We start from the raw sequence: 18780 nt of genomic DNA, 5'->3' as shown, positions 1-18780 counted from the left end.
CGTAAGGGGAGGGCCGGCGCCCGCCTCGGCCTTCTCCTGCACTTCGGAACACACTCGGCATCCCACCGGGGCGCGGAGCTTCGGCGTACCGGAACCCCGCCCCCCTCACGACGTGGCGTAAGAAAGACCCCACCCACTGTCCACTCCGGCAACAGCGGGCAGAGCGTGCTGTCCAGGCGTCCTACCGGGCCTGGAAAACAGCCGTCACGGGCGCGTGATCAGACCAGCGCTCGTCATGGCTGGCGGCCCGTTCCACGTATGCCTTGACCGCCTTGGCAGCGATCCCAGGCGTTGCGCAGATCAGGTCAATCCGCCAGCCGGCGTCGTTGTCGAAGGCCCGGCCGCGGTAGGACCACCAGGAATAGGGGCCCTCCTCCTCCGGATGCAGCGCACGGACCACGTCCACGTACGCCGCCTCGTCGAACACCCGGGTCAGCCACTCCCTCTCCTCGGGGAGGAAGCCGGAGTTCTTCTTGTTGGACTTCCAGTTCTTGAGGTCGGCCTCACGGTGGGCGATGTTCCAGTCGCCGCACACGACCACCTCGCGCCCCTCGGCGGCCGCCCGCTCCTTCAGCCCCTTGAGATAGGGGAGGAAGGCGGCCATGAAGCGCTCCTTCTCCTCCTGCCTCTCCGTGCCCACCTCACCGGAGGGCAGATAGAGACTGGCGACCGTCACCCCCGGGAGATCCACCTCGATGTAGCGGCCGGCGGTGTCGAATTCCTCACTCCCCGGTACCTCGAACCCCCCGAAGCCGATCTGTACGCGCTCCGGCGCGTGCCGTGTGAAGACGGCGACGCCCGCGCGCCCCTTGGCCGCGGCCGGGGCGTACACGACGTGCCAGCCCTCGGGCTCACGCACCTCTTCGGGGAGCTGCTGCGCTTCGGCGCGGACTTCCTGGAGGCAGATCACATCGGCCTCGGTCTGCCCCAGCCACTCGACGAAGCCCTTCTTCGCGGCGGCACGGAGCCCGTTCACGTTCACGGTGGTAACAGTCAGCATCCCGGTACAGTACCTACACACACGTGGTGCATACCTGTACCATGACTCGCATGAATATCCAGTCCCGGCCGTTCGACCACCCCGACGCCGTCAAACTCAACGACCTGGTGCAGCTCGAATACGCCGAGCGCTACGGCGACGAGGGCGACATCACACCGCTCGACGCCGCCATGTTCGATCCGCCCCGCGGACTGTACCTGCTCGCCTACGACGAGCGGGTCCGCCCTCTGGCCACCGGCGGCTGGCGCAGCCAGGAGCGGAACGACGAGGGGTACTCCGACGGAGACGCCGAGATCAAGCGGATGTTCGTGATCCCCGAGGGCCGCGGCCGGGGACTCGCACGCCGCATCCTCGCCGCCCTGGAGGCCGACGCGCGTGCGGCCGGCCGCACGCGCATGGTCCTGGAGACCGGCGACCAGCAGCCCGAGGCGATCGCGCTGTACACGTCGAGCGGCTACACGCTCTGCGAGAAGTTCGGCCATTACCGCACGTACGACAGCAGCATCTGCATGGCCAAGCCGCTGGTCGAGCCCTCCTGACGGGGCTTCGCGGGCACGCCCCCCTTCAGGTGCCGAGCTCCTCGACGATCGAGCGCACCTGCCGCCTGGCCGATGGGGCCCACCACGCGGGCACCGACACCAGCCGGCCGACCGCCGCGCCCAGCCACTCCGGGTCACCGAGCCGGGGCAGCGCCTTCGCGTCCGACAGGCACCGGAACAGAGCTCCCACCACGAAGATGTGTGCGCCGGTGTAGGAACGCTCGTGGTGGGTGTAGTTCGCCGACCAGTCCTCGTACGGATGGCGCAGGAGCCCGCCCACCGAGCAGCCGTCGCGACCGCCGTTGCCGACGCCGCCTCCGAGCGCGTCGAGCACCCCCGCGGTACGCGTGGCCTGCCAGGCCCAGGGGGTGGCCTGGACCCCCGCACTCACGAATCTGGACCACGGGACGACCGCCTGAGGCTTTGGCACTCCGCGCCTGTGGTGCTCCATGCCGTCGGCGGTGAGCACCAGGCACAGGCCGTCCCCTCGCTTCGGGTCCCCGATGACCCAGCGGTCCCCCACCAGCTCCACCGGCCCCAGGTGCTCCGCCATGTTCCCCCCGATCAACAGCAGTTGCCCTCGGTGACCTATCGGCGCACCCGCGCCACCCCGACGTAGAACCCGCTCCGTTCGTACACCGGCGCGGGCTCCTCCTGATACCACTCGGGCGCCGTGACCAGCCCCGGTTCGATGAGCTCCAGCCCCTCGAAGAAGGGCTCGACCTCCTCACGCGTACGCATGCGCAGCGCGATCGCGCCCTTCTTGTACGCGGACTCCGTCTCCCGCTTGAGCTCCGGATGCTGATCGGCGGTCCCGTGCGAGAGGACCAGGTAACTCCCCTCGGGCAGCGCCCCGACCAGCGTGCGGGTGATGCCGTAAGGATCCTGCTCGTCGGGCAGGAAGTGCATCAGCGCGATGAGGGACAGTGCGACGGGCCTCGTGAAGTCCAGCAGCTCCGCGGCGCGTTCGAGGATCGCCTCCGGCTGCCGCACATCGGCGTGGATGTATTCGGTCGCGCCTTCGGGGCGGCTCACCAGGAGCGCTTCCGCGTGACGCAGCACGATGGGGTCGTTGTCCGTGTAGACGACCTTGGCCTGCGGGGTGACCGCCTGGACGATCTGGTGGAGGTTGGGCGCCGTGGGGATGCCGGTACCGATGTCCAGGAACTGGTCGACGCCCTGCCTCGCCAGCCAGGCGGATGCCCGGTGCATGAACGCCCGGTTCCGGGCCGCGTTGGCCCGGGCCTCGGCGGGCAGCTTCTCGGCGACCTCCTGGTCGACCGGGTAGTTGTCCTTGCCGCCGAGCAGCCAGTCGTAGACCCGTGCCGGGTGCGGCTTGCTGGTGTCGATACGGGAGCTGGGTATGCCGGCTGTCACAGTGCGCCCTCCATGCGGAACCACGAACACGCGACCCGCACCTGACCTGCGCAACCCTCAACAGCGGTCACCGGAAGGGCGGGTGAGCGAGGACGGCCCAGGTTACCGGGTGGTCGCCCCGGCGGGGCCCGCCGGATGAACAACACCGCTCACCCCCCGAATCCCGGGGCCCAGGAGTCGAGACCCGGGCCCCGGGGAGCCGTGCCCCGGCGGGACGGCCATGTCACGCCCGAGCGCGGCCGATCCGCCACCCTCGTACTGCGTTCGGGCGCTCATCGGGTGCGACCCGCCCCCTCCACATATTGAGTGAGGGCAGGTGCCGGCCCTCCGGCAACGGAGGCGACGTTCCCGAAGGGACACCCGATGCCAGGACCCATATCGAGACGCCGGGGCGGTATTGCGTGGTGCGTCGCGGTACTGCTGCCGTGCGCCCTCCTCTCCACCGCCGCCGCACCGCAGCAGTCCCTTCACGGAGGCACCGCCGGGGCGTCGACGCTGGAGTGGCGGGCCTGCGAGGACCCGGCACAGAAGGGATTCGAGTGTGCGACGCTCGACGTCCCGCTCGACTACGACAGGCCGGCCGACGACACCATCCATCTCGCCGTGATCCGGCGCGAGGCCACCGAACCGTCCCGAAGGATCGGATCGCTGTTCTTCAACCCCGGCGGCCCGGGAGGGCCCGGCACGGCCGCCTTGCCGGCCTGGTACGACCAGTACGTCCCCGCGGGGCTGCGTGAGCGTTTCGACGTGGTCAGCTGGGACCCTCGGGGTGTGGGCCGCAGCACGGCGGTGCGCTGTTTCGGTGACGCCGAGGAGGCGGCCGCCTGGTGGGCGCGGCAGCCGGCGGGCTTTCCGGTGGGAGAGAAGGAACGGCAGGCCTGGTACGCCGGTCGCGCGGAACTGGCCGACGGATGCCGGAAACGGTCCTCGAAGCTGCTGCCACATGTGTCCACCCCGGACAGCGCCCGCGACCTCGACCGGTTGCGCGACGCCGTAGGCGATCGGCAACTGAGCTACTGGGGCGTCTCGTACGGCACGTTCCTCGGCGCCGTCTATGCCAACCTCTTCCCCGACAAGGTGCGCGGCCTGCTCCTGGACGGCAACGTCGACCCCCGTGGTTACGCGGATGGTTCCATGGACACCGAAGCCCGGCTGACCACCTCCTTGCGCATGGGATCGGACCTGGGATCGGCCGCCACACTGGAGCAGTTCCTGGAACTGTGCGGGCGGGCCCCGGCATCCCGCTGCGCCTTCTCCGCCGGCAGCCCCCAGGCCACCCGCACCAAACTGACCACCCTGATGGAACGGCTCCGACACCGCCCCCTCGGCGATTGGACCTACGCCAGGACCGTGGAGAACCTGCGGTCCTCGCTCTACTTCGTCGCGCCGGGCTGGACCGACGCCGCCGGACTGCTGGAAGAGCTCTGGCAAGGGCGCGTCCCTCCCCTGCCCCCGCCCCCGTCGAGCCGGGTGTACCCCGGGTTCGAGCAGGAGGCCGCAGTCGTCTGTTCCGAGAGCCCCAACCCCCGTGTACTCAGCCGCTACGCCGAACTCGACACCTTCGCCGCGGCACGCGCGGGAGACCTCGGCCGTCGCTGGGTGTGGGACTACGAGTGGTGCGCACAGTGGCCGGCCACCGCCGCCCACCGCTACACCGGTCCGTGGAACCGGCCCACCGCCAACCCGATCCTCGTGGTCAACCCCACCTACGACCCGGCCACGTCCTATCAGGCCGCCGAGGCCATGACCCGCGAACTGGCCGACGCGCGTCTGCTGACCCTCGACGGCTACGGCCACACCGCTCTGGTCAACCCCAGCACCTGCGTCAACCAGCACGCCGTGCGCTACTTCACCACGGGCGTCCTGCCGCCTGTCGGGGCCTCCTGCCGGCAGGACACCCCGCCCTTCGCCCCCGCCGAACCGGTCGGTGGCATCGCGGCAGGCGGCGGCTGGCTCGCCGACGCCCGGAATCCGGGGACGCGGAGCACCCGGCGCCTTACGTAGTTGGTGCACTCAGCTGCCGTACGACGCCAAAGAGCCCCTACCGGGTTTCCCCGGTAGGGGCTCTGAGCTGCGGTGGACCTGTGGGGATTTGAACCCCAGACCCCCTCGATGCGAACGAGGTGCGCTACCAGACTGCGCCACAGGCCCTTGCAACGAGTGAAACTCTAGCACCCTCATCGGGGTGCTCGGAAATCCGTATCCCGGCAGGTCACCGAGTCGGGTTCGCCGTCCGAGTCACTCGTTGGCCGCGCGCGGCCGGTCCTCGTCGTCGTACTGGTCGAAGAGGGGCGTCCGGCCTCGGTCACGGGTGCGCCTCGGCGGGATGACGCGGCGACGCGGGGCCGGATCGGCCTCGGGCGCGGCGGACTCCTGGGTGCCCGTCCGGGTGGGCTCGGCGGGGCTGGACCGGGCCGCGCTCCAGGTCTCGGGGTCGCCGACCTCCACCCCGCCCGTGGCGCGCGGGGCGACGGGGGCGGTGACGTAGGTCGGGAGCGGGACCGGAACGGGCTCCCAGCTGTCGCCCTGGGCCGGACCGCGTTCACGCTGCTGGTCCACCCACTCCGCGTGGTCCGTCTGCTCGACGAGGGCGCGGCGGCCGGCCTCCTGAGGGGAGACCGTGGGAGCGGGCGCGGGCGCTTCGGACTCCTCGTCGGGCTCGGCGGGGGCCGAGGACGCGGGCTGGTGCCTGCGCGGGCGGTTCTCGCGCAGCCGCTGCGCGGCCACCTCGGCCCGGCGGCGGTCCATGGTGAAGACGAACCGACGGCGCTCCTGACCGCGCAGATGCACGATGTACGTGCTCAGCAGCACGGCAGGAACGGCCGGCGCCCACAGGAAGCGGAGTCCGCCCACCGCCGCGACGACCGCGCCGAGCGTGAACGCCATGAACAGGACCGTGGTGGTGCGCCTGCGGCGCGCCAGGACCTGCGAGCGCCGTCGGCGTTCCCGTTCGGACTCCGCGCCGGTAGGCCGTCGGCTCTCCCGCCGGGCGGGCGCCGGGCGGGAGTTCCGATCCTGGGGGCGCTCCTGGTCCGGCCGGTCGAGCGCCGGGTCGCGCAACCGCGCTTCCGTATGTGCCGGGGGCGCGGAAAAGGCCCGGACGTCGACGGACTCCATTCGGTCCGTGACGGCATCCGGGTCCACGTCGCCAGGCGCCTCCTCGGCATCCCGCTCCCGCAGCTCCTTGGCGTAACGGCGCTCCATGGCCGCCCGTCCGGACAGCAGCCGGATGGCGGTGCTGAAGCGTTCCGTCGGACGGGCTTCATTGAGCTCGTCCTGCCTGCGGAGCCACATCGGCACCAAGTAGGCGGCCCAGGCCCCGACGATGACTGCGTAGATGAGGCCGCTGCTGCTCACGCTCACACCGTAGAGGGGTTTGCACGGCAGCATCCGCCAATTGGCCCGGTGTGTCGCACGATCAGGCTGATATGACGGACTTTTTTTGTGATTCTTCGGGTCAACAGTCGACGAAAGTGAGGCTGATTACCGTCAGGGAGCGATCGAATTCGAACACCTATTTCATTTCCCCGGGTGTGTGCGGCGTTCCCGGCCGCACCCTGCGCCAACGCCGCAGCAGCCCGTCGGGCACTTCCTCCGCGGTGAGGGCGAAGATCAGGTGGTCCCGCCACGCACCGTCGATGTGCAGATAGCGTGGACGCAGTCCTTCCGCACGGAATCCGAGTTTCTCCACGACCCTTCGGCTGGGGCCGTTCTCGGGCCGAATGCACACCTCGATCCGGTGCAGCCCGACCGTACGGAAACAGTGGTCGACGGCGAGCGCCACCGCGGTCGGCATGACGCCGCGGCCCGCCACACTCTGGTCGACCCAGTAGCCGACATGGCCCGAGCACATCGAGCCCCAGGTGATGCCCGCCACCGTCAACTGCCCGACGAGACGGCCCTCGTACTCGATGGCGAAAGGCAGCATCCGGCCGGCGTTCGCCTCGGCGCGCAGATGGCGGATCATCTGACGGTAGGTGGGGCGCTGGGCCACCGGGCCGCCAGGGGCGGGCGGCGGGACGGTCGCCTCCCAGGGGCGCAGCCAGTCACGGTTACGCCGGTTGACCTCGCGCCACATGCTCTGGTCGCGCAGCTTTATCGGGCGGAGGGTGACGGCGCCGTCGGTCAGGATCACCGGCCAGGTCCGGACGTTCAGCTCGGGCTCCCCGGTCGGGGGTGATCGCCGCCGCGCAACTGGTCGACGGCGTGCACCAGAAGCCTGCCCAGGACCGCGAGACCGTCGCGTACGCCGCCGGTCGAGCCGGGCAGGTTCACCACGAGGGTGCGGTCCGCGATGCCCGCGAGGCCGCGGGAGAGTGCGGCGGTGGGCACCTTCTCGCGGCCCTCGGCTCGGATCGACTCGGCGATGCCCGGGATCTCACGGTCCAGCACACGCCGGGTGGCCTCGGGCGTGCGGTCGGTGGGCGAGATGCCCGTACCGCCGGTGGTGACGATCACGTCGTAGCCCGCGGCGGCTCCGGCCCGGAGGGCCGCTTCCACCGGGTCGCCGTCGGGAACGACCTGCGGGCCGTCGACGGCGAACCCGAGAGCGGCGAGCCCCTCGGCGACGAGAGGGCCGCCCTTGTCGGCGTAGACGCCGGCCGAGGCACGGTTGGAGGCGGTCACGACGAGGGCGCGGTATCCGCCGGTGGCAGGGGTGCTGCCGGGTGCGGTCATGCGTCCGCCCCCTCCGGTGCGGGGCGCCGGTAGTCACCGGACTTGCCGCCCGATTTCGCCTCGACCCTGACGTCCGTGATCACCGCGCTCTTGTCGACCGCCTTGATCATGTCGATCACCGTGAGCGCGGCGACCGACACGGCGGTCAGGGCCTCCATCTCGACCCCCGTACGGTCCGTGGTCTTCACGGTGGCCAGGATCTCCACCGCGTCGTCGGCGACGCTCAGGTCGACCTTCACACCGGAGACGGCGAGCGGGTGGCAGAGCGGGATCAGGTCCGGGGTGCGCTTGGCACCCATGATCCCGGCGATGCGCGCGGTGGCGAGCGCGTCCCCCTTGGGGACACCCTCGCCCCTGAGGAGTTCGACGACACGCGGTGACACGAGGACCCGGCCGCTCGCCCGGGCGACACGTGCCGTGACGTCCTTCTCCGACACGTCGACCATGCGGGCGGCGCCCGCCTCGTCGATGTGCGTCAGCCTGTTCTGCGTACTCAACTCACTCCGCCTAGCGGTAGGGCGCCGGTTGCCCGCACGTCCCACGCCGAGGCGCGGAGCGAGGGGCCCGGGGGGCTTCCCCCGGTAAGGCACAGCGCCAGATACCGTACCGCCACCGCGCCGAAGTCAGCGGAGGAGGATCACCTCGGCCTCCGCGCCGGGCTCGGCGGAGGTGACGTCCTCGGGCAGCACGATCAGCGCGTCCGCCTGCGCGAGGGCCGCGATCAGATGCGATCCGGGTCCCCCGACGGGAGTCACGGTGCCCGCCTCGGCGTCGTAGGTCCCGCGCAGGAACTGGCGCTTGCCGGACGGCGAGGCGAGCGCCTCGTCGGTGCGGAGCGTGGCCCGCACCTTCGGGCGGTGGACGTCGTCGAGACCCATCAGTGTCAGGATCGCCGGCCGGACGAACAGCTCGAAGGAGACGTACGAGGAGACCGGATTGCCGGGCAGTGCCAGCAGCGGCGTGTGGTCGGGGCCGATCGACCCGAAGCCCTGCGGCTTGCCCGGCTGCATGGCGAGCTTGCGGAAGTCGACGCCGCCGCCGGCCCCGTCCTCGTCACCCACGGAGGACAGGGCCTCCTTGACCACGTCGTACGCACCGACACTCACGCCGCCCGTGGTGACGACGATGTCGGCGCGGATCAGCTGGTCCTCGATCGTGGCCCGCAGCGTCTCGGCGTCGTCGGCGACCGCCGGGACGCGGTAGGCGATGGCCCCCGCGTCCCGGGCGGCGGCCGTCAGCGCGAAGCTGTTGGAGTCGTAGATCCGGCCGCCGGTCAGCTCCTCGCCCGGCTGCACCAGCTCGCTGCCCGTGGACAGCACGACGACGCGTGGACGCGGCCGAACCCGCACCGTCGAGCGGCCGATCGCTGCGAGCAGGCCGATCTGCGGCGGCCCCACGACCGAACCCGCGCGGAGCGCCAGGTCGCCGGGCCGCACGTCGCTGCCCTTGGCCCGGACATGGGCACGTGGCTTGACGGGGCGGTGGATGCGGACCTCGCCGCTCGCCCCCTCCGGGGCGTCGCTGTGGGCCCGCATGGAGTCGGCGGGGCCGCCGCCCGTGCCGCCGTCGGTCCACTCGACCGGGACGACCGCCTCGGCGCCGGCGGGCAGCGGAGCGCCGGTCATGATGCGGGCGGCCTCGCCGGGACCGACGGACCGGCCGTCGGCCAGGCCTCCGTCGCCCGCCGCGACGTCACCGATGACGGTGAGCACGGCGGGGAACTCCTCGCTGGCACCCTCGACATCGGAGATCCGGACGGCGTATCCGTCCATCGAGCTGTTGTCGAAGGGCGGAAGGGCGACCTCCACCACGACGTCCTCGACCAGGACGCATCCCTGGGCGTCGGGCAGTTGCAACTCGATGGGCTCGAGCGGCTTCACCGCGGCGAGAATGTCGTCCAGGTGCTCGTCCACCGACCAGATCGTGCTGCTCAAGCTGTTACAACTCCTCGGTGACGTAACCGCGCAGCCAGGTCCGGAAGTCCGGGCCCAGGTCTTCACGTTCGCACGCGAGTCTGACAATGGCACGCAGATAGTCGCCGCGGTCACCGGTGTCATAGCGGCGGCCCTTGAAGACGACACCGTGCACCGGGCCGCCGATCTTCTCGTCCTCGGCGAGCAGTTGGAGGGCGTCGGTGAGCTGGATCTCGCCGCCGCGGCCGGGCTCGGTCCGCCGCAGTATGCCGAAGACCGCGGGGTCCAGGACATAGCGGCCGATGACGGCGAGATTGCTGGGCGCCTCCGCCGGATCGGGCTTCTCGACGAGTCCGGTGACCCGCACGACGTCACTGTCGGTGGTCGCCTCCGTGGCCGCGCAGCCGTACATGTGGATCTGCGCGGGGTCGACCTCCATCAGGGCGACGACGCTGCCGCCCTCGCGCTCCTGGACCTCGACCATCCGGGCGAGAAGCGGGTCGCGCGGGTCGATGAGGTCGTCACCGAGGAGGACGGCGAAGGGCTGGTCGCCCACGTGCGGCGCGGCGCAGAGGACGGCGTGGCCGAGACCTCGCGGGTCACCCTGGCGTACGTAGTGCATGGTGGCCAGGTCGCTGGACTCCTGGACCTTGGAGAGCCGTTCGGCGTCCCCCTTGCGGGTCAGCGCGGACTCGAGCTCGTAGTTCCGGTCGAAGTGGTCCTCGAGGGGGCGCTTGTTCCGACCCGTGATCATCAGTACGTCGGAGAGGCCCGCACCGACGGCCTCTTCGACGACATACTGGATGGCGGGCTTGTCGACGACAGGCAGCATCTCTTTGGGAGTGGCCTTGGTGGCCGGCAGGAACCGGGTGCCGAGACCTGCAGCTGGGATGACAGCTTTGCTGATCCTGGGGCGCGACTGAGTCATGCACAGAACTGTAACGGGTGCGTATGGGCGGAAGGTGAGCGTCCGGTTAACTTCGTTCTCATACATCCACATAAGCGAGCTTTGCGAGCACCCGTTGAACCATGACATGTCCCGAAAGGCAGTACTGCGGCGTGAATTGCTCGCCGCACGACGACTTCTCACCTCGGAAGACGTCGTAAAGGCCGCCGCGGTTCTCTCCTCGGCCGCCGAGGAACTTCCCGAGCTGACCGGTGCCCGGACCGTGGCGGCCTATGTGTCCGTGGGGCGCGAGCCGGGGACGCACGCACTCCTGGACGCTCTGCGGGCGCGGGGCGTCCGCGTGCTGCTGCCGGTGCTCATGGAGGACAACGACCTGGACTGGGCCGTGTTCGAGGGCGCGGAGCGCCTCGTGCCCGCCGGCCGGGGCCTGCTGGAGCCGGACGGCACCCGCCTCGGACCGCGGGCCGTCCTGGAGGCGGACGCGGTGCTGCTGCCTGGACTGGCCGTGGACGGGCGCGGTATGCGGCTGGGACGCGGCGGGGGCAGCTACGACCGGGTGCTGGCCCGGCTCTCGTCGGCAGGGGCGCACCCTGCCCTGGTCGTCCTGCTGTACGACGACGAGGTGGTCGCGCGGGTTCCCGAAGAACCGCACGACCACCCCGTGGATGCCGTGGTCACGCCTGCCGGAGCGCGGCGCTTCCCGCCCAGGGACGGAGCCTAGGGTTTCTTGAGCGTCAAGGTGTCGACCGTGGACTGCTTCACCGCGTTCTCCCCGAAGGACCAGTCGAGCAGTTCACCCTCGACCCACTTGTCGGTCTGATCGGTGTAGTGCGCGCTGAACGCGTGCCCCGAGGAGCCGGTGAGGTTGATCCAGCGGGACTTGTCCCAGTCGCCCACGTTCACGACCATCCGCATCGAGGGGACCCAGATCACCTCGTAGCCGCCGGCAGCGTTCCAGCCGGTGGCGTTGACCGCCGCCTCGCCGCCGCCGAGGTCCCAGGGGCCCCGGTTGAGGGCCCGCTGCAGAAGATCGGGACCCTCGGTGCCGAGTGTCTGGTTGCGCAGGGTCAGCTGGTGCAGCCGGCCCCAGCTCCAGGTGGTCATGTCCTTGCCGAGCTCGGCGGTCAGCTCCCAGCGCGCGTCCTCCATGGCGCGTGCGAAGAGCTCGTCACGGCTGTCGATCGCCTCTTCGCGCCCCTTGGCCGGGACCTTCCACCACTCGTTGTCCTGGTCGTCCAGGATGTTCTCGACCACCTCGTACCAGCGGTCGCCGCCGTCCGGCTGCGCGGCCGACGGAGCACGCTGACCGCATTCCCGTACGAGCTTGTCCTGCTCGTCCACCGGACCGGTGCCGGTGACCGGCTCCACGTAGATGCAGTCGCCCTTGGCCCGCATCTCCTTCGGAAGCTTGTTGCCGAAGGCCAGCTTGAGGATGTTGCGCCAGACACCGTTGAAGTAGGCGGCGGCAGCCGAATCGGATTCCTGGGTGTAGTCCCAGCCCTCCAGCAGCTTCTGTGCCTCACGGACACTCTTGTCCGAGATGCCGATCTTCTTCAGCTGGGGCACCAGCTTCGCGGCGATCGCGCTCTGGTTGTCCATCTGCATCGTCTGCATGTCGTCGGTCGAGATCTTCTCGCCGCCGTCGATCTTCTTCTGGATCAGGTCGTTGATCCGCTGGCTGCGGGCGCCGTAGCCCCAGTCCTTGGTGAGCATGTGCTTGTAACCGTCACCGATGACGGCCTGGTTGGCGGTGACGATGTAGCCGCGGTCCGGGTCGTACTCGTACGGCAGCTCGTCGAACGGGATGGGGTCCTTCTCCCAGCCGTACTTCGGGCTCCAGCCGGGACTCGGCGTCGTGCCGTCGCCCTGCAGGCGGACCGGGATCTTGCCCGGGGCCTGGTAGCCGATGTGCCCCTTGTTGTCCGCATAGATGAGGTTCTGCGAAGGCACCTCGAAGTTGGAGGCCGCCTTGCGGAAGCTCGTGAAGTCCTTGGCCCGGTTGAGCTGGAAGACCGCGTCCATGGACTTGCCGGGTTCGAGCGCTGTCCACTTCAGGGAGACCCCGTATCCGTCGCCGCGGTCGGGCGCCGAGGTGGTGACGGGGGCCTTCTTGCCGACCTTCGCCAGCTCGTCGCTGCGGTCGGACACCAGCGGACCGTTGTTGGTCTCGCGGACGGTGATCTTCCGGCTCCTGCCGCCCGCGACCTTGATGGTCTCCTCGCGGGTGACGAAGGGCTCGGTCTTGCCGTCGTACTGGTAGCCGTCGGCGGAGACCTTCTCCAGGAAGAGGTCGGTGACGTCGGCTCCGAGGTTCGTGAAGCCCCAGGAGATGTCCTGGTTGTGGCCGATGATCACACCGGGCATCCCGGAGAACGTGTAGCCGGCCGTGTCGTACTGGCAGGACGCCGAGAGCTGACGGCAGTGCAGGCCCATCTGGTACCAGAGCGAGGGCAGCTGCGGCGCCAGGTGCGGGTCGTTGGCCAGCAGCGGATTGCCGGTCGTCGTGTACTTGCCGGAGACGACCCAGGAGTTCGATCCGATGCCGTTGCCGTTGGGCCCCAGCAGCGCAGGGATCTCGTCAAGGGTGTCGGAGAGCGCGGAGAGCTGGGTGTTCAGGCCCTCGGTCGCGCCCTCGGCGGTCTGGGAACCGATGTCGGCGGACGGCTCGGCCTCCGGGTCGAACTTGCCGGTGACCGGGGAGATCGCGCCCTGCTCGACGATCGGCTCGTTCTTCTCGTACGGATAGTCCGGGTAGAGATCCTTGATCTGCTCCGAACTGAGCCTGCTGGTCATCAGCGAGCGGTCGATCTCGTCCTGCATGTTGCCGCGCAGGTCCCAGGCCATCGCCTTCAGCCAGGCGACGGAGTCGACCGGGGTCCACTCCGTGGGCTTGTAGTCGTTGGTCAGGCCGAGTGCCGCGTACTCGACGGAGATGTCCTTGCCGTCCTTGCCGTCCAGATACGCGTTCACCCCCTCCGCGTATGCCTGGAGGTTCTTCTTGGTGTCCTCGTCCAGGACGGTGTCGTACTCCTCCTGGGCGACCTTGCGCCAGCCCAGCGTGCGCAGGAAGGAGTCGGTCTCGACCTGGCCGGAGCCGAACATCTCGGAGAGCCGTCCGGACGTCATGTGACGGCGTACGTCCATCTCCCAGAAGCGGTCCTGGGCCTGGACGAAGCCCTGGGCGCGGAAGAGGTCGCTGTCGGTGTCCGCGTAGATCTGCGGGATTCCGTAGTCGTCGCGTTTGACGTCGACGTCACCGGAAAGGCCCTTGAGTTCGATCGAACCGGTGGTCTGCGGGTACGAGGCCCGGACCGTGGAAACGGACCAGTACGCGCCGTACCCGACACCCGCGACAAGCGCCAGCACCAGGACGATCACGAACAGGCGGGCGCGTCGCCCCTTCTTCCTGCCGGTCTTCTTCGCATCGGAAGACCCGGAAGGGGCGGTTGTGTTGGCGGGCATCGCTGTCCTTCGAGGGGCAGGGTGGTCCTGGGAGTGCAGGAGCAACCATAGGCGCCCCGCAGAAGCCACTCGGACGCGGTATGGGGATGCATCCATTTGCGCACCGGTTCGCACGAACACTCGAAGGCGTCAAGAAAACGTTAAAGATTAGGTAAGGTAACGAAGTACTGGCCGCCGGAGGCCGATCCGGAAGGCTAGAGCCGGATGCTCCTACGCAGGGAAGGAACGGACCCTGACTGTCCACGCGCTCAACGAACTTCTGCTCGTCTGCTCACTCGTCCTGCTGGTCGCCGTGGCGGCCGTACGCATTTCGTCCCGCAGCGGGCTCCCCAGCCTGCTCCTGTACCTCGGCATCGGGATCGCCATGGGGCAGGACGGCATCTTCGACGTCAAGTTCGACAACGCCGAGCTGACCCAGGTGATCGGCTACGCCGCCCTGGTCGTCATCCTGGCCGAGGGCGGCCTGGGCACGAAGTGGAAAGAAGTGAAACCCGCACTGCCGGCGGCGGCCGTGCTGTCGACCGTCGGCGTGGGCATCAGCGTGGGCATCACCGCGAGCGCGGCGCACTACCTCGTCGGCCTCGACTGGCGGCAGGCCCTGATCATCGGCGCCGTCGTCTCCTCCACCGACGCCGCAGCCGTCTTCTCTGTCCTGCGCAAGGTCCCGCTCCCCTCCCGCATCACCGGTGTCCTGGAGGCCGAGTCCGGCTTCAACGACGCCCCCGTGGTCATCCTCGTGGTGGCGTTCTCCGCCGTCGGCCCCGTGGAGCACTGGTACGTACTCGTCGGTGAGATAGCCCTGGAGCTGGCCATCGGCGCGGCGATCGGGCTGGCCGTGGGCTGGCTCGGCTCCTACGGCATCCGCCATGTGGCACTGCCCGCGTCCGGGCTCTACCCGATCGCCGTGATGGCCATCGCGGTGTCCGCGTACGCGGCGGGCGCCATGGCCCACGGCAGTGGCTTCCTGGCCGTCTATCTGGCCGCGATGGTCCTCGGCAACTCCAAGCTTCCGCACTGGCCCGCCACCCGCGGCTTCGCCGACGGGCTCGGCTGGCTGGCGCAGATCGGCATGTTCGTCCTGCTCGGCCTGCTGGTCACCCCGCACGACCTCATCGACGACTTCTGGCCCGCCGTGGTCGTGGGGCTGGTCCTCACCGCCGTCGCCCGGCCGCTGTCGGTCTTCATCAGCCTCGCGCCGTTCCGCCTGCCCAAGCGGGAGAAGGCGCTGATGTCCTGGGCCGGGCTGCGCGGCGCCGTGCCCATCATCCTGGCGACCATCCCCATGGTGTCCGGGATCGAGGGCAGCGCCCGGATCTTCAACATCGTCTTCGTACTCGTCATCGTCTACACGCTCATCCAGGGCCCGACGCTGCCCTGGCTGGCGAAGGCCCTGAAAATCTCCGAGGACCCGTCCGAGACCGCGGACCTCGGCATCGAGTCGGCTCCCCTGGAGCGGCTGCGCGGCCATCTGCTCTCCGTCGCGGTCCCCGGCAAGTCCAAGATGCACGGCGTGGAGGTGGCGGAGCTCCGGCTGCCCGCCGGGGCCGCGGTCACCCTCGTCGTACGGGACGGAAAGAGCTTCGTCCCGGCGCCCTCGACCGTGCTGCGCCGCGGGGACGAGCTTCTGGTCGTCGCGACCGATCCGGTGCGCGACGCCACGGAAGCCCGGCTGCGGGCGGTCGGCGAAGGCGGCAAGCTGGCCGGCTGGCTGGGGACCGGCGGTGCGGGGCGGCAGGGCGCCGGACCGGCACACGTGCCGCACCTCGCGAAGCCTGCCAGGAAGGCGGGCAAGGCCGGCGAGGCCCGTCCCGGGGACAGGACGGGCGGCAGGCGGGCCCGCCACTGACCGGGGTCGGCCAGGAGCCCCGTACGCAATCGCAGGTGTGCGGGGGCAGGGACCTGTAACATGAAGGACCGGATCTCATGATCCACACGATTCGAACTTGATCGACCAACTCTGCCTGATGCAGAGCTGGCGCGACCGTATGGCGGTCGTGGCGCCTTCGCCTCTGGAGCGAGCGCCCGGCATCTACCGCAGTCCCGCGCGAAGAGGACAGCTCTCGGCAGCTCCCGCACGCTCCCCGCACCCCGGTGCGGGCCGCCCCGGGAGCACGGCCACCAGGCGGCAGAAAGGCATGGACCGTGGCGTCCACGGTCTCCGACCGCCCCGGTTACGGGCAGTTGCTGCGCACCCCGGGTGCGTGGACCTTCCTTCTCCCGGGCTTCGCGGCCCGGCAGCCCTTCGCGATGCTGACCATCGGCATCGTGCTCCTGGTTCAGCACACCACCGGCTCGTACGGCAGTGCGGGCGCCGTGGCCGCCGTCTCCGGTGTCTCCATGGCCCTGTTCGCGCCGCAGAGCGGCAGGCTCGCCGACCGGTTCGGCCAGCGCGCGGTACTGCTGCCCGGCGTCCTGGTGCACGCCGCCTCCGTCGGCAGCCTCACGGCGCTCGCCCTGGCGGACGCGCCTCTGTGGGCGCTGTTCCTGGCTGCGGTGCCCACAGGGGCCTCCATCCCGCAGGTCGGGCCCATGGTGCGGGCCCGCTGGGCCGCCCGGCTCGGCGCCGCCCCGGGGCGCCCGGCCTCCCCGCTGATGGCCACGGCCGCCGCCTTCGAGTCCGTGACGGACGAATTCACCTTCGTCATCGGGCCCGTGCTCGCGACGGCGCTGTGCACCGGCGTGCACCCGGCGGCCGGACTGATCGCAGAGGCGGCGCTGACGCTGCTGGGCGGCGTCCTGTTCGCCGCCCAGCGCTCCACCCAGCCCGCCCCCCGGGGCGCCGCCACGGCGGCCGAGCCGCACCGCTCGGCGCTCTCCGTACCCGGGGTGAGGGTCCTCGCGGTCACCTTCCTGGGCATCGGCGCCGTCTTCGGCGGCATGCAGGTCTCGCTGACGGCGTTCTCGGAGGAGATCGGCCGGCCCGGCGTGAACGGACTGCTGTACGGGGTCTTCGCGGCCGGCAACATGCTGGCCGGTATCGCCTGCGGCGCCATCGCCTGGAAGAGCAGCCCGCGCCGGCGGCTCATCGTCGGCTACGTGGCCCTGACACTGACCGCGTCCGGGCTCTGGGCCGTGCACTCCGTACCGCTGCTGGCGGGACTCGGACTGCTGGTCGGACTGTGCATCGCTCCCGCGCTGATCAGCGGCTACACCTTGGTCGACGCACTGGTGCCCGCGTCCTCCAGGACCGAGGCCTTCACCTGGCTGACGGGCGCGGTGGCACTCGGCCAGGCGGCGGCCGTCACGGTGGCCGGTCAGCTCGCCGACGCCCATGGTGCGAGCACCGGTTTCGTGGTCCCGCTGGCCGGTACGGCACTGGCCCTGGCGACCCTGCTGGCCCTGCGTTCACGGCTTACACCAAGGACAGGAGGAAGGACGGTGGCACGTGGGATCGGTCACCGCGAGCCGGTCACGGTGGACTGATCGCTCGGAATACGTCAGTATGGAGCGTCGTTAGCACTCATTGAGTGAGAGTGCCAGGAGGAGCAAGTGCCGACCTATCAGTACCAGTGCACCGAATGCGGCGAGGGCCTCGAAGCGGTGCAGAAGTTCACCGATGATGCCCTGACCGTGTGCCCGAACTGCGAGGGACGCCTCAAGAAGGTGTTCTCGGCCGTCGGCATCGTTTTCAAGGGATCCGGTTTCTACCGGAACGACAGCCGCGGCTCCTCGTCGAGCAGCACGCCGGTCACGTCGTCCGCCAAGGCATCCGAGTCGTCCACGTCGTCCTCGTCGAAGCCGGACGCCAAGCCGGCCGCTTCGGCGTCGTCCTCGACCTCCTCCTCGGCTTCTTCCACGCCGTCGAGCGGTTCGTCGGCCGCCTGAGGCCACCCTCGGACACCACACGTTTCACCCGGACCCCGCTGATCGACTCGGCGGGGTCCCGGTCGTGCGCGCCCGGTTAGTGTGACCGCATGGTGAACGCAGAATCGGGTACAGCGGAAATCGGTGTCATCGGGGGATCGGGTTTCTACTCCTTCCTGGAGGACGTGACCGAGGTCGAGGTGGACACCCCGTACGGGGCGCCGAGCGACTCCGTCTTCCTGGGTGAACTCGCAGGCCGCCGGGTGGCCTTCCTCCCGCGCCACGGCCGCGGCCACCATCTCCCTCCGCACCGGATCAACTACCGCGCCAACCTCTGGGCCCTGCGTTCCGTCGGCGTACGCCAGGTGCTCGGCCCGTGCGCGGTAGGTGGTCTGCGTCCGGAGTACGGGCCAGGCACCTTGCTCGTGCCGGACCAGATGGTCGACCGCACCAAGGCACGTACACAGACGTTCTACGACGGTGAGCCCTGGGCCGACGGGACCCAGCCGAACGTGGTGCACCTCGGCTTCGCCGACCCGTACTGCCCCGAGGGACGCAAGGCGGCCCTGGCGGCGGCACGCGGGCGCGACTGGGAGCCGGTGGACGGCGGAACCCTGGCCGTGGTCGAGGGCCCGCGCTTCTCGACCCGTGCGGAGTCGCGCTGGCACGCGGCGATGGGCTGGTCGGTCGTCGGCATGACGGGGCACCCGGAGGCGGTACTCGCCCGTGAACTGAACCTCTGCTACACGACGCTGACGCTGGTGACGGACCTCGACGCCGGGGCCGAGGCCGGCGAGGGCGTCAACCACGCGGAGGTGCTGGAGGTGTTCGCGGCCAATGTGGACCGGCTGCGGTCGGTGCTCTTCGACGCGGTGGCCGCTCTGCCCGCGAACGAGGACCGTGACTGCGTCTGCGCGCACGCACTGGACGGGATCGATACCGGGATCCAGCTGCCGTAGCCCCCGGTTCGGCTGGGTGCAGACCGCGTTCCCCGCTCGTACGGGTGACCGGGTTGTCCACATCCTGTGGGCTGTCCACAGGGGCGAGCGGCATTTCGGAGCAGGGTGGATCGTGAGGGGAGTCCGGCGGGCGGTCCCGCCG

At 70.1% G+C, this 18780-nt stretch carries 17 protein-coding genes and 1 tRNA gene; 7 read left to right on the top strand and 11 right to left on the bottom strand.

The annotated features are described in order from the left end of the window. Positions 1-181: 181 nt before the first annotated feature. On the bottom strand, positions 182-1000 hold the full coding sequence (locus ACFWFI_RS01485; protein ID WP_387384181.1) for an exodeoxyribonuclease III: 819 nt from the start codon (positions 998-1000) through the stop codon (positions 182-184). 50 nt (positions 1001-1050) lie between these two features. On the opposite strand from ACFWFI_RS01485, the gene ACFWFI_RS01480 reads away from it, so the two are divergent. Beyond that, positions 1051-1539, top strand: a complete 489-nt coding sequence (locus tag ACFWFI_RS01480; protein ID WP_387384179.1) for a GNAT family N-acetyltransferase — start codon at positions 1051-1053, stop codon at positions 1537-1539. A gap of 25 nt (positions 1540-1564) precedes the next feature. Here ACFWFI_RS01480 and ACFWFI_RS01475 read toward each other — a convergent pair whose 3' ends face one another. Then, entirely contained in the window at positions 1565-2092 is a 528-nt protein-coding gene (locus tag ACFWFI_RS01475; RefSeq protein ID WP_387384177.1) for a hypothetical protein, read from the bottom strand. A gap of 35 nt (positions 2093-2127) precedes the next feature. Continuing rightward, entirely contained in the window at positions 2128-2916 is a 789-nt protein-coding gene (locus ACFWFI_RS01470; protein ID WP_387384175.1) for an SAM-dependent methyltransferase, read from the bottom strand. Between the two features lie 363 nt (positions 2917-3279). On the opposite strand from ACFWFI_RS01470, the gene ACFWFI_RS01465 reads away from it, so the two are divergent. Continuing rightward, positions 3280-4920 carry an alpha/beta hydrolase gene (locus tag ACFWFI_RS01465; RefSeq protein ID WP_387384173.1) on the top strand — a complete coding sequence of 547 codons (1641 nt, stop codon included), beginning with the start codon at positions 3280-3282 and terminating at the stop codon, positions 4918-4920. Positions 4921-4993: 73 nt separating this feature from the next. Here the strand turns inward: ACFWFI_RS01465 and ACFWFI_RS01460 are convergent. From ACFWFI_RS01460 to galU, 7 genes are all read right to left on the bottom strand, one after another. Next, a tRNA-Ala gene (locus ACFWFI_RS01460) sits at positions 4994-5067 on the bottom strand. Between the two features lie 87 nt (positions 5068-5154). Beyond that, positions 5155-6306: a divisome protein SepX/GlpR gene (glpR, locus tag ACFWFI_RS01455; RefSeq protein WP_387384171.1), complete on the bottom strand. Its 1152-nt coding sequence runs from the start codon at positions 6304-6306 to the stop codon at positions 5155-5157. Positions 6307-6430: 124 nt separating this feature from the next. Further along, the gene (locus ACFWFI_RS01450) at positions 6431-7051 is read right to left on the bottom strand and encodes a GNAT family N-acetyltransferase (RefSeq protein ID WP_387384169.1); all 621 of its coding nucleotides are present in this window, start codon (positions 7049-7051) and stop codon (positions 6431-6433) included. A gap of 17 nt (positions 7052-7068) precedes the next feature. Further along, on the bottom strand, positions 7069-7593 hold the full coding sequence (locus tag ACFWFI_RS01445) for a MogA/MoaB family molybdenum cofactor biosynthesis protein (RefSeq protein ID WP_387384166.1): 525 nt from the start codon (positions 7591-7593) through the stop codon (positions 7069-7071). Beyond that, on the bottom strand, positions 7590-8090 hold the full coding sequence (gene moaC, locus ACFWFI_RS01440; protein ID WP_031098527.1) for a cyclic pyranopterin monophosphate synthase MoaC: 501 nt from the start codon (positions 8088-8090) through the stop codon (positions 7590-7592). The genes ACFWFI_RS01445 and moaC overlap by 4 nt, the downstream gene beginning before the upstream one ends. A gap of 126 nt (positions 8091-8216) precedes the next feature. Continuing rightward, the gene (gene glp, locus ACFWFI_RS01435; protein WP_387384164.1) at positions 8217-9527 is read right to left on the bottom strand and encodes a molybdotransferase-like divisome protein Glp; all 1311 of its coding nucleotides are present in this window, start codon (positions 9525-9527) and stop codon (positions 8217-8219) included. Positions 9528-9531: 4 nt separating this feature from the next. Continuing rightward, on the bottom strand, positions 9532-10434 hold the full coding sequence (gene galU / locus ACFWFI_RS01430; protein WP_387384163.1) for a UTP--glucose-1-phosphate uridylyltransferase GalU: 903 nt from the start codon (positions 10432-10434) through the stop codon (positions 9532-9534). 106 nt (positions 10435-10540) lie between these two features. Here galU and ACFWFI_RS01425 point away from each other — a divergent pair, with 106 nt between their 5' ends. Then, positions 10541-11134, top strand: a complete 594-nt coding sequence (locus tag ACFWFI_RS01425; protein WP_387384161.1) for a 5-formyltetrahydrofolate cyclo-ligase — start codon at positions 10541-10543, stop codon at positions 11132-11134. On the opposite strand, the gene ACFWFI_RS01420 is transcribed toward ACFWFI_RS01425, so the two are convergent. Continuing rightward, positions 11131-13875 carry a penicillin acylase family protein gene (locus ACFWFI_RS01420; RefSeq protein WP_387384159.1) on the bottom strand — a complete coding sequence of 915 codons (2745 nt, stop codon included), beginning with the start codon at positions 13873-13875 and terminating at the stop codon, positions 11131-11133. The genes ACFWFI_RS01425 and ACFWFI_RS01420 overlap by 4 nt on opposite strands. A 292-nt stretch (positions 13876-14167) precedes the next feature. On the opposite strand from ACFWFI_RS01420, the gene ACFWFI_RS01415 reads away from it, so the two are divergent. The 4 genes from ACFWFI_RS01415 to ACFWFI_RS01400 all read left to right on the top strand — a co-directional run bounded on the left by ACFWFI_RS01415 (position 14168) and on the right by ACFWFI_RS01400 (position 18638). After that, positions 14168-15721, top strand: a complete 1554-nt coding sequence (locus ACFWFI_RS01415; RefSeq protein WP_387384157.1) for a potassium/proton antiporter — start codon at positions 14168-14170, stop codon at positions 15719-15721. A 296-nt stretch (positions 15722-16017) separates the two neighbouring features. Next, positions 16018-17298, top strand: a complete 1281-nt coding sequence (locus ACFWFI_RS01410) for an MFS transporter (protein ID WP_387384156.1) — start codon at positions 16018-16020, stop codon at positions 17296-17298. Positions 17299-17364: 66 nt separating this feature from the next. Further along, entirely contained in the window at positions 17365-17700 is a 336-nt protein-coding gene (locus ACFWFI_RS01405; protein WP_387384154.1) for an FmdB family zinc ribbon protein, read from the top strand. Between the two features lie 89 nt (positions 17701-17789). Beyond that, positions 17790-18638: an S-methyl-5'-thioadenosine phosphorylase gene (locus ACFWFI_RS01400; RefSeq protein ID WP_387384152.1), complete on the top strand. Its 849-nt coding sequence runs from the start codon at positions 17790-17792 to the stop codon at positions 18636-18638. The last annotated feature ends 142 nt before the right edge of the window (positions 18639-18780 follow it).

The organism is Streptomyces sp. NPDC060209, assembly GCF_042728155.1.
Lineage (GTDB): Bacteria > Actinomycetota > Actinomycetes > Streptomycetales > Streptomycetaceae > Streptomyces.
Note: the sequence above shows the minus strand (reverse complement) of the source record. Positions and strands in the feature narration are given on the sequence as shown.

What these genes read in the sequence shown, in the direction of transcription:
- ACFWFI_RS01485 (WP_387384181.1), bottom strand. Translation starts at nt 1,000, where the DNA reads ATGCTGACTGTTACCACCGTGAACGTGAACGGGCTCCGTGCCGCCGCG.
- ACFWFI_RS01480 (WP_387384179.1), top strand. Translation starts at nt 1,051, where the DNA reads ATGAATATCCAGTCCCGGCCGTTCGACCACCCCGACGCCGTCAAACTC.
- ACFWFI_RS01475 (WP_387384177.1), bottom strand. Translation starts at nt 2,092, where the DNA reads ATGGCGGAGCACCTGGGGCCGGTGGAGCTGGTGGGGGACCGCTGGGTC.
- ACFWFI_RS01465 (WP_387384173.1), top strand. Translation starts at nt 3,280, where the DNA reads ATGCCAGGACCCATATCGAGACGCCGGGGCGGTATTGCGTGGTGCGTC.
- glpR (WP_387384171.1), bottom strand. Translation starts at nt 6,306, where the DNA reads ATGCTGCCGTGCAAACCCCTCTACGGTGTGAGCGTGAGCAGCAGCGGC.
- ACFWFI_RS01445 (WP_387384166.1), bottom strand. Translation starts at nt 7,593, where the DNA reads ATGACCGCACCCGGCAGCACCCCTGCCACCGGCGGATACCGCGCCCTC.
- galU (WP_387384163.1), bottom strand. Translation starts at nt 10,434, where the DNA reads ATGACTCAGTCGCGCCCCAGGATCAGCAAAGCTGTCATCCCAGCTGCA.
- ACFWFI_RS01425 (WP_387384161.1), top strand. Translation starts at nt 10,541, where the DNA reads ATGTCCCGAAAGGCAGTACTGCGGCGTGAATTGCTCGCCGCACGACGA.
- ACFWFI_RS01420 (WP_387384159.1), bottom strand. Translation starts at nt 13,875, where the DNA reads ATGCCCGCCAACACAACCGCCCCTTCCGGGTCTTCCGATGCGAAGAAG.
- ACFWFI_RS01400 (WP_387384152.1), top strand. Translation starts at nt 17,790, where the DNA reads ATGGTGAACGCAGAATCGGGTACAGCGGAAATCGGTGTCATCGGGGGA.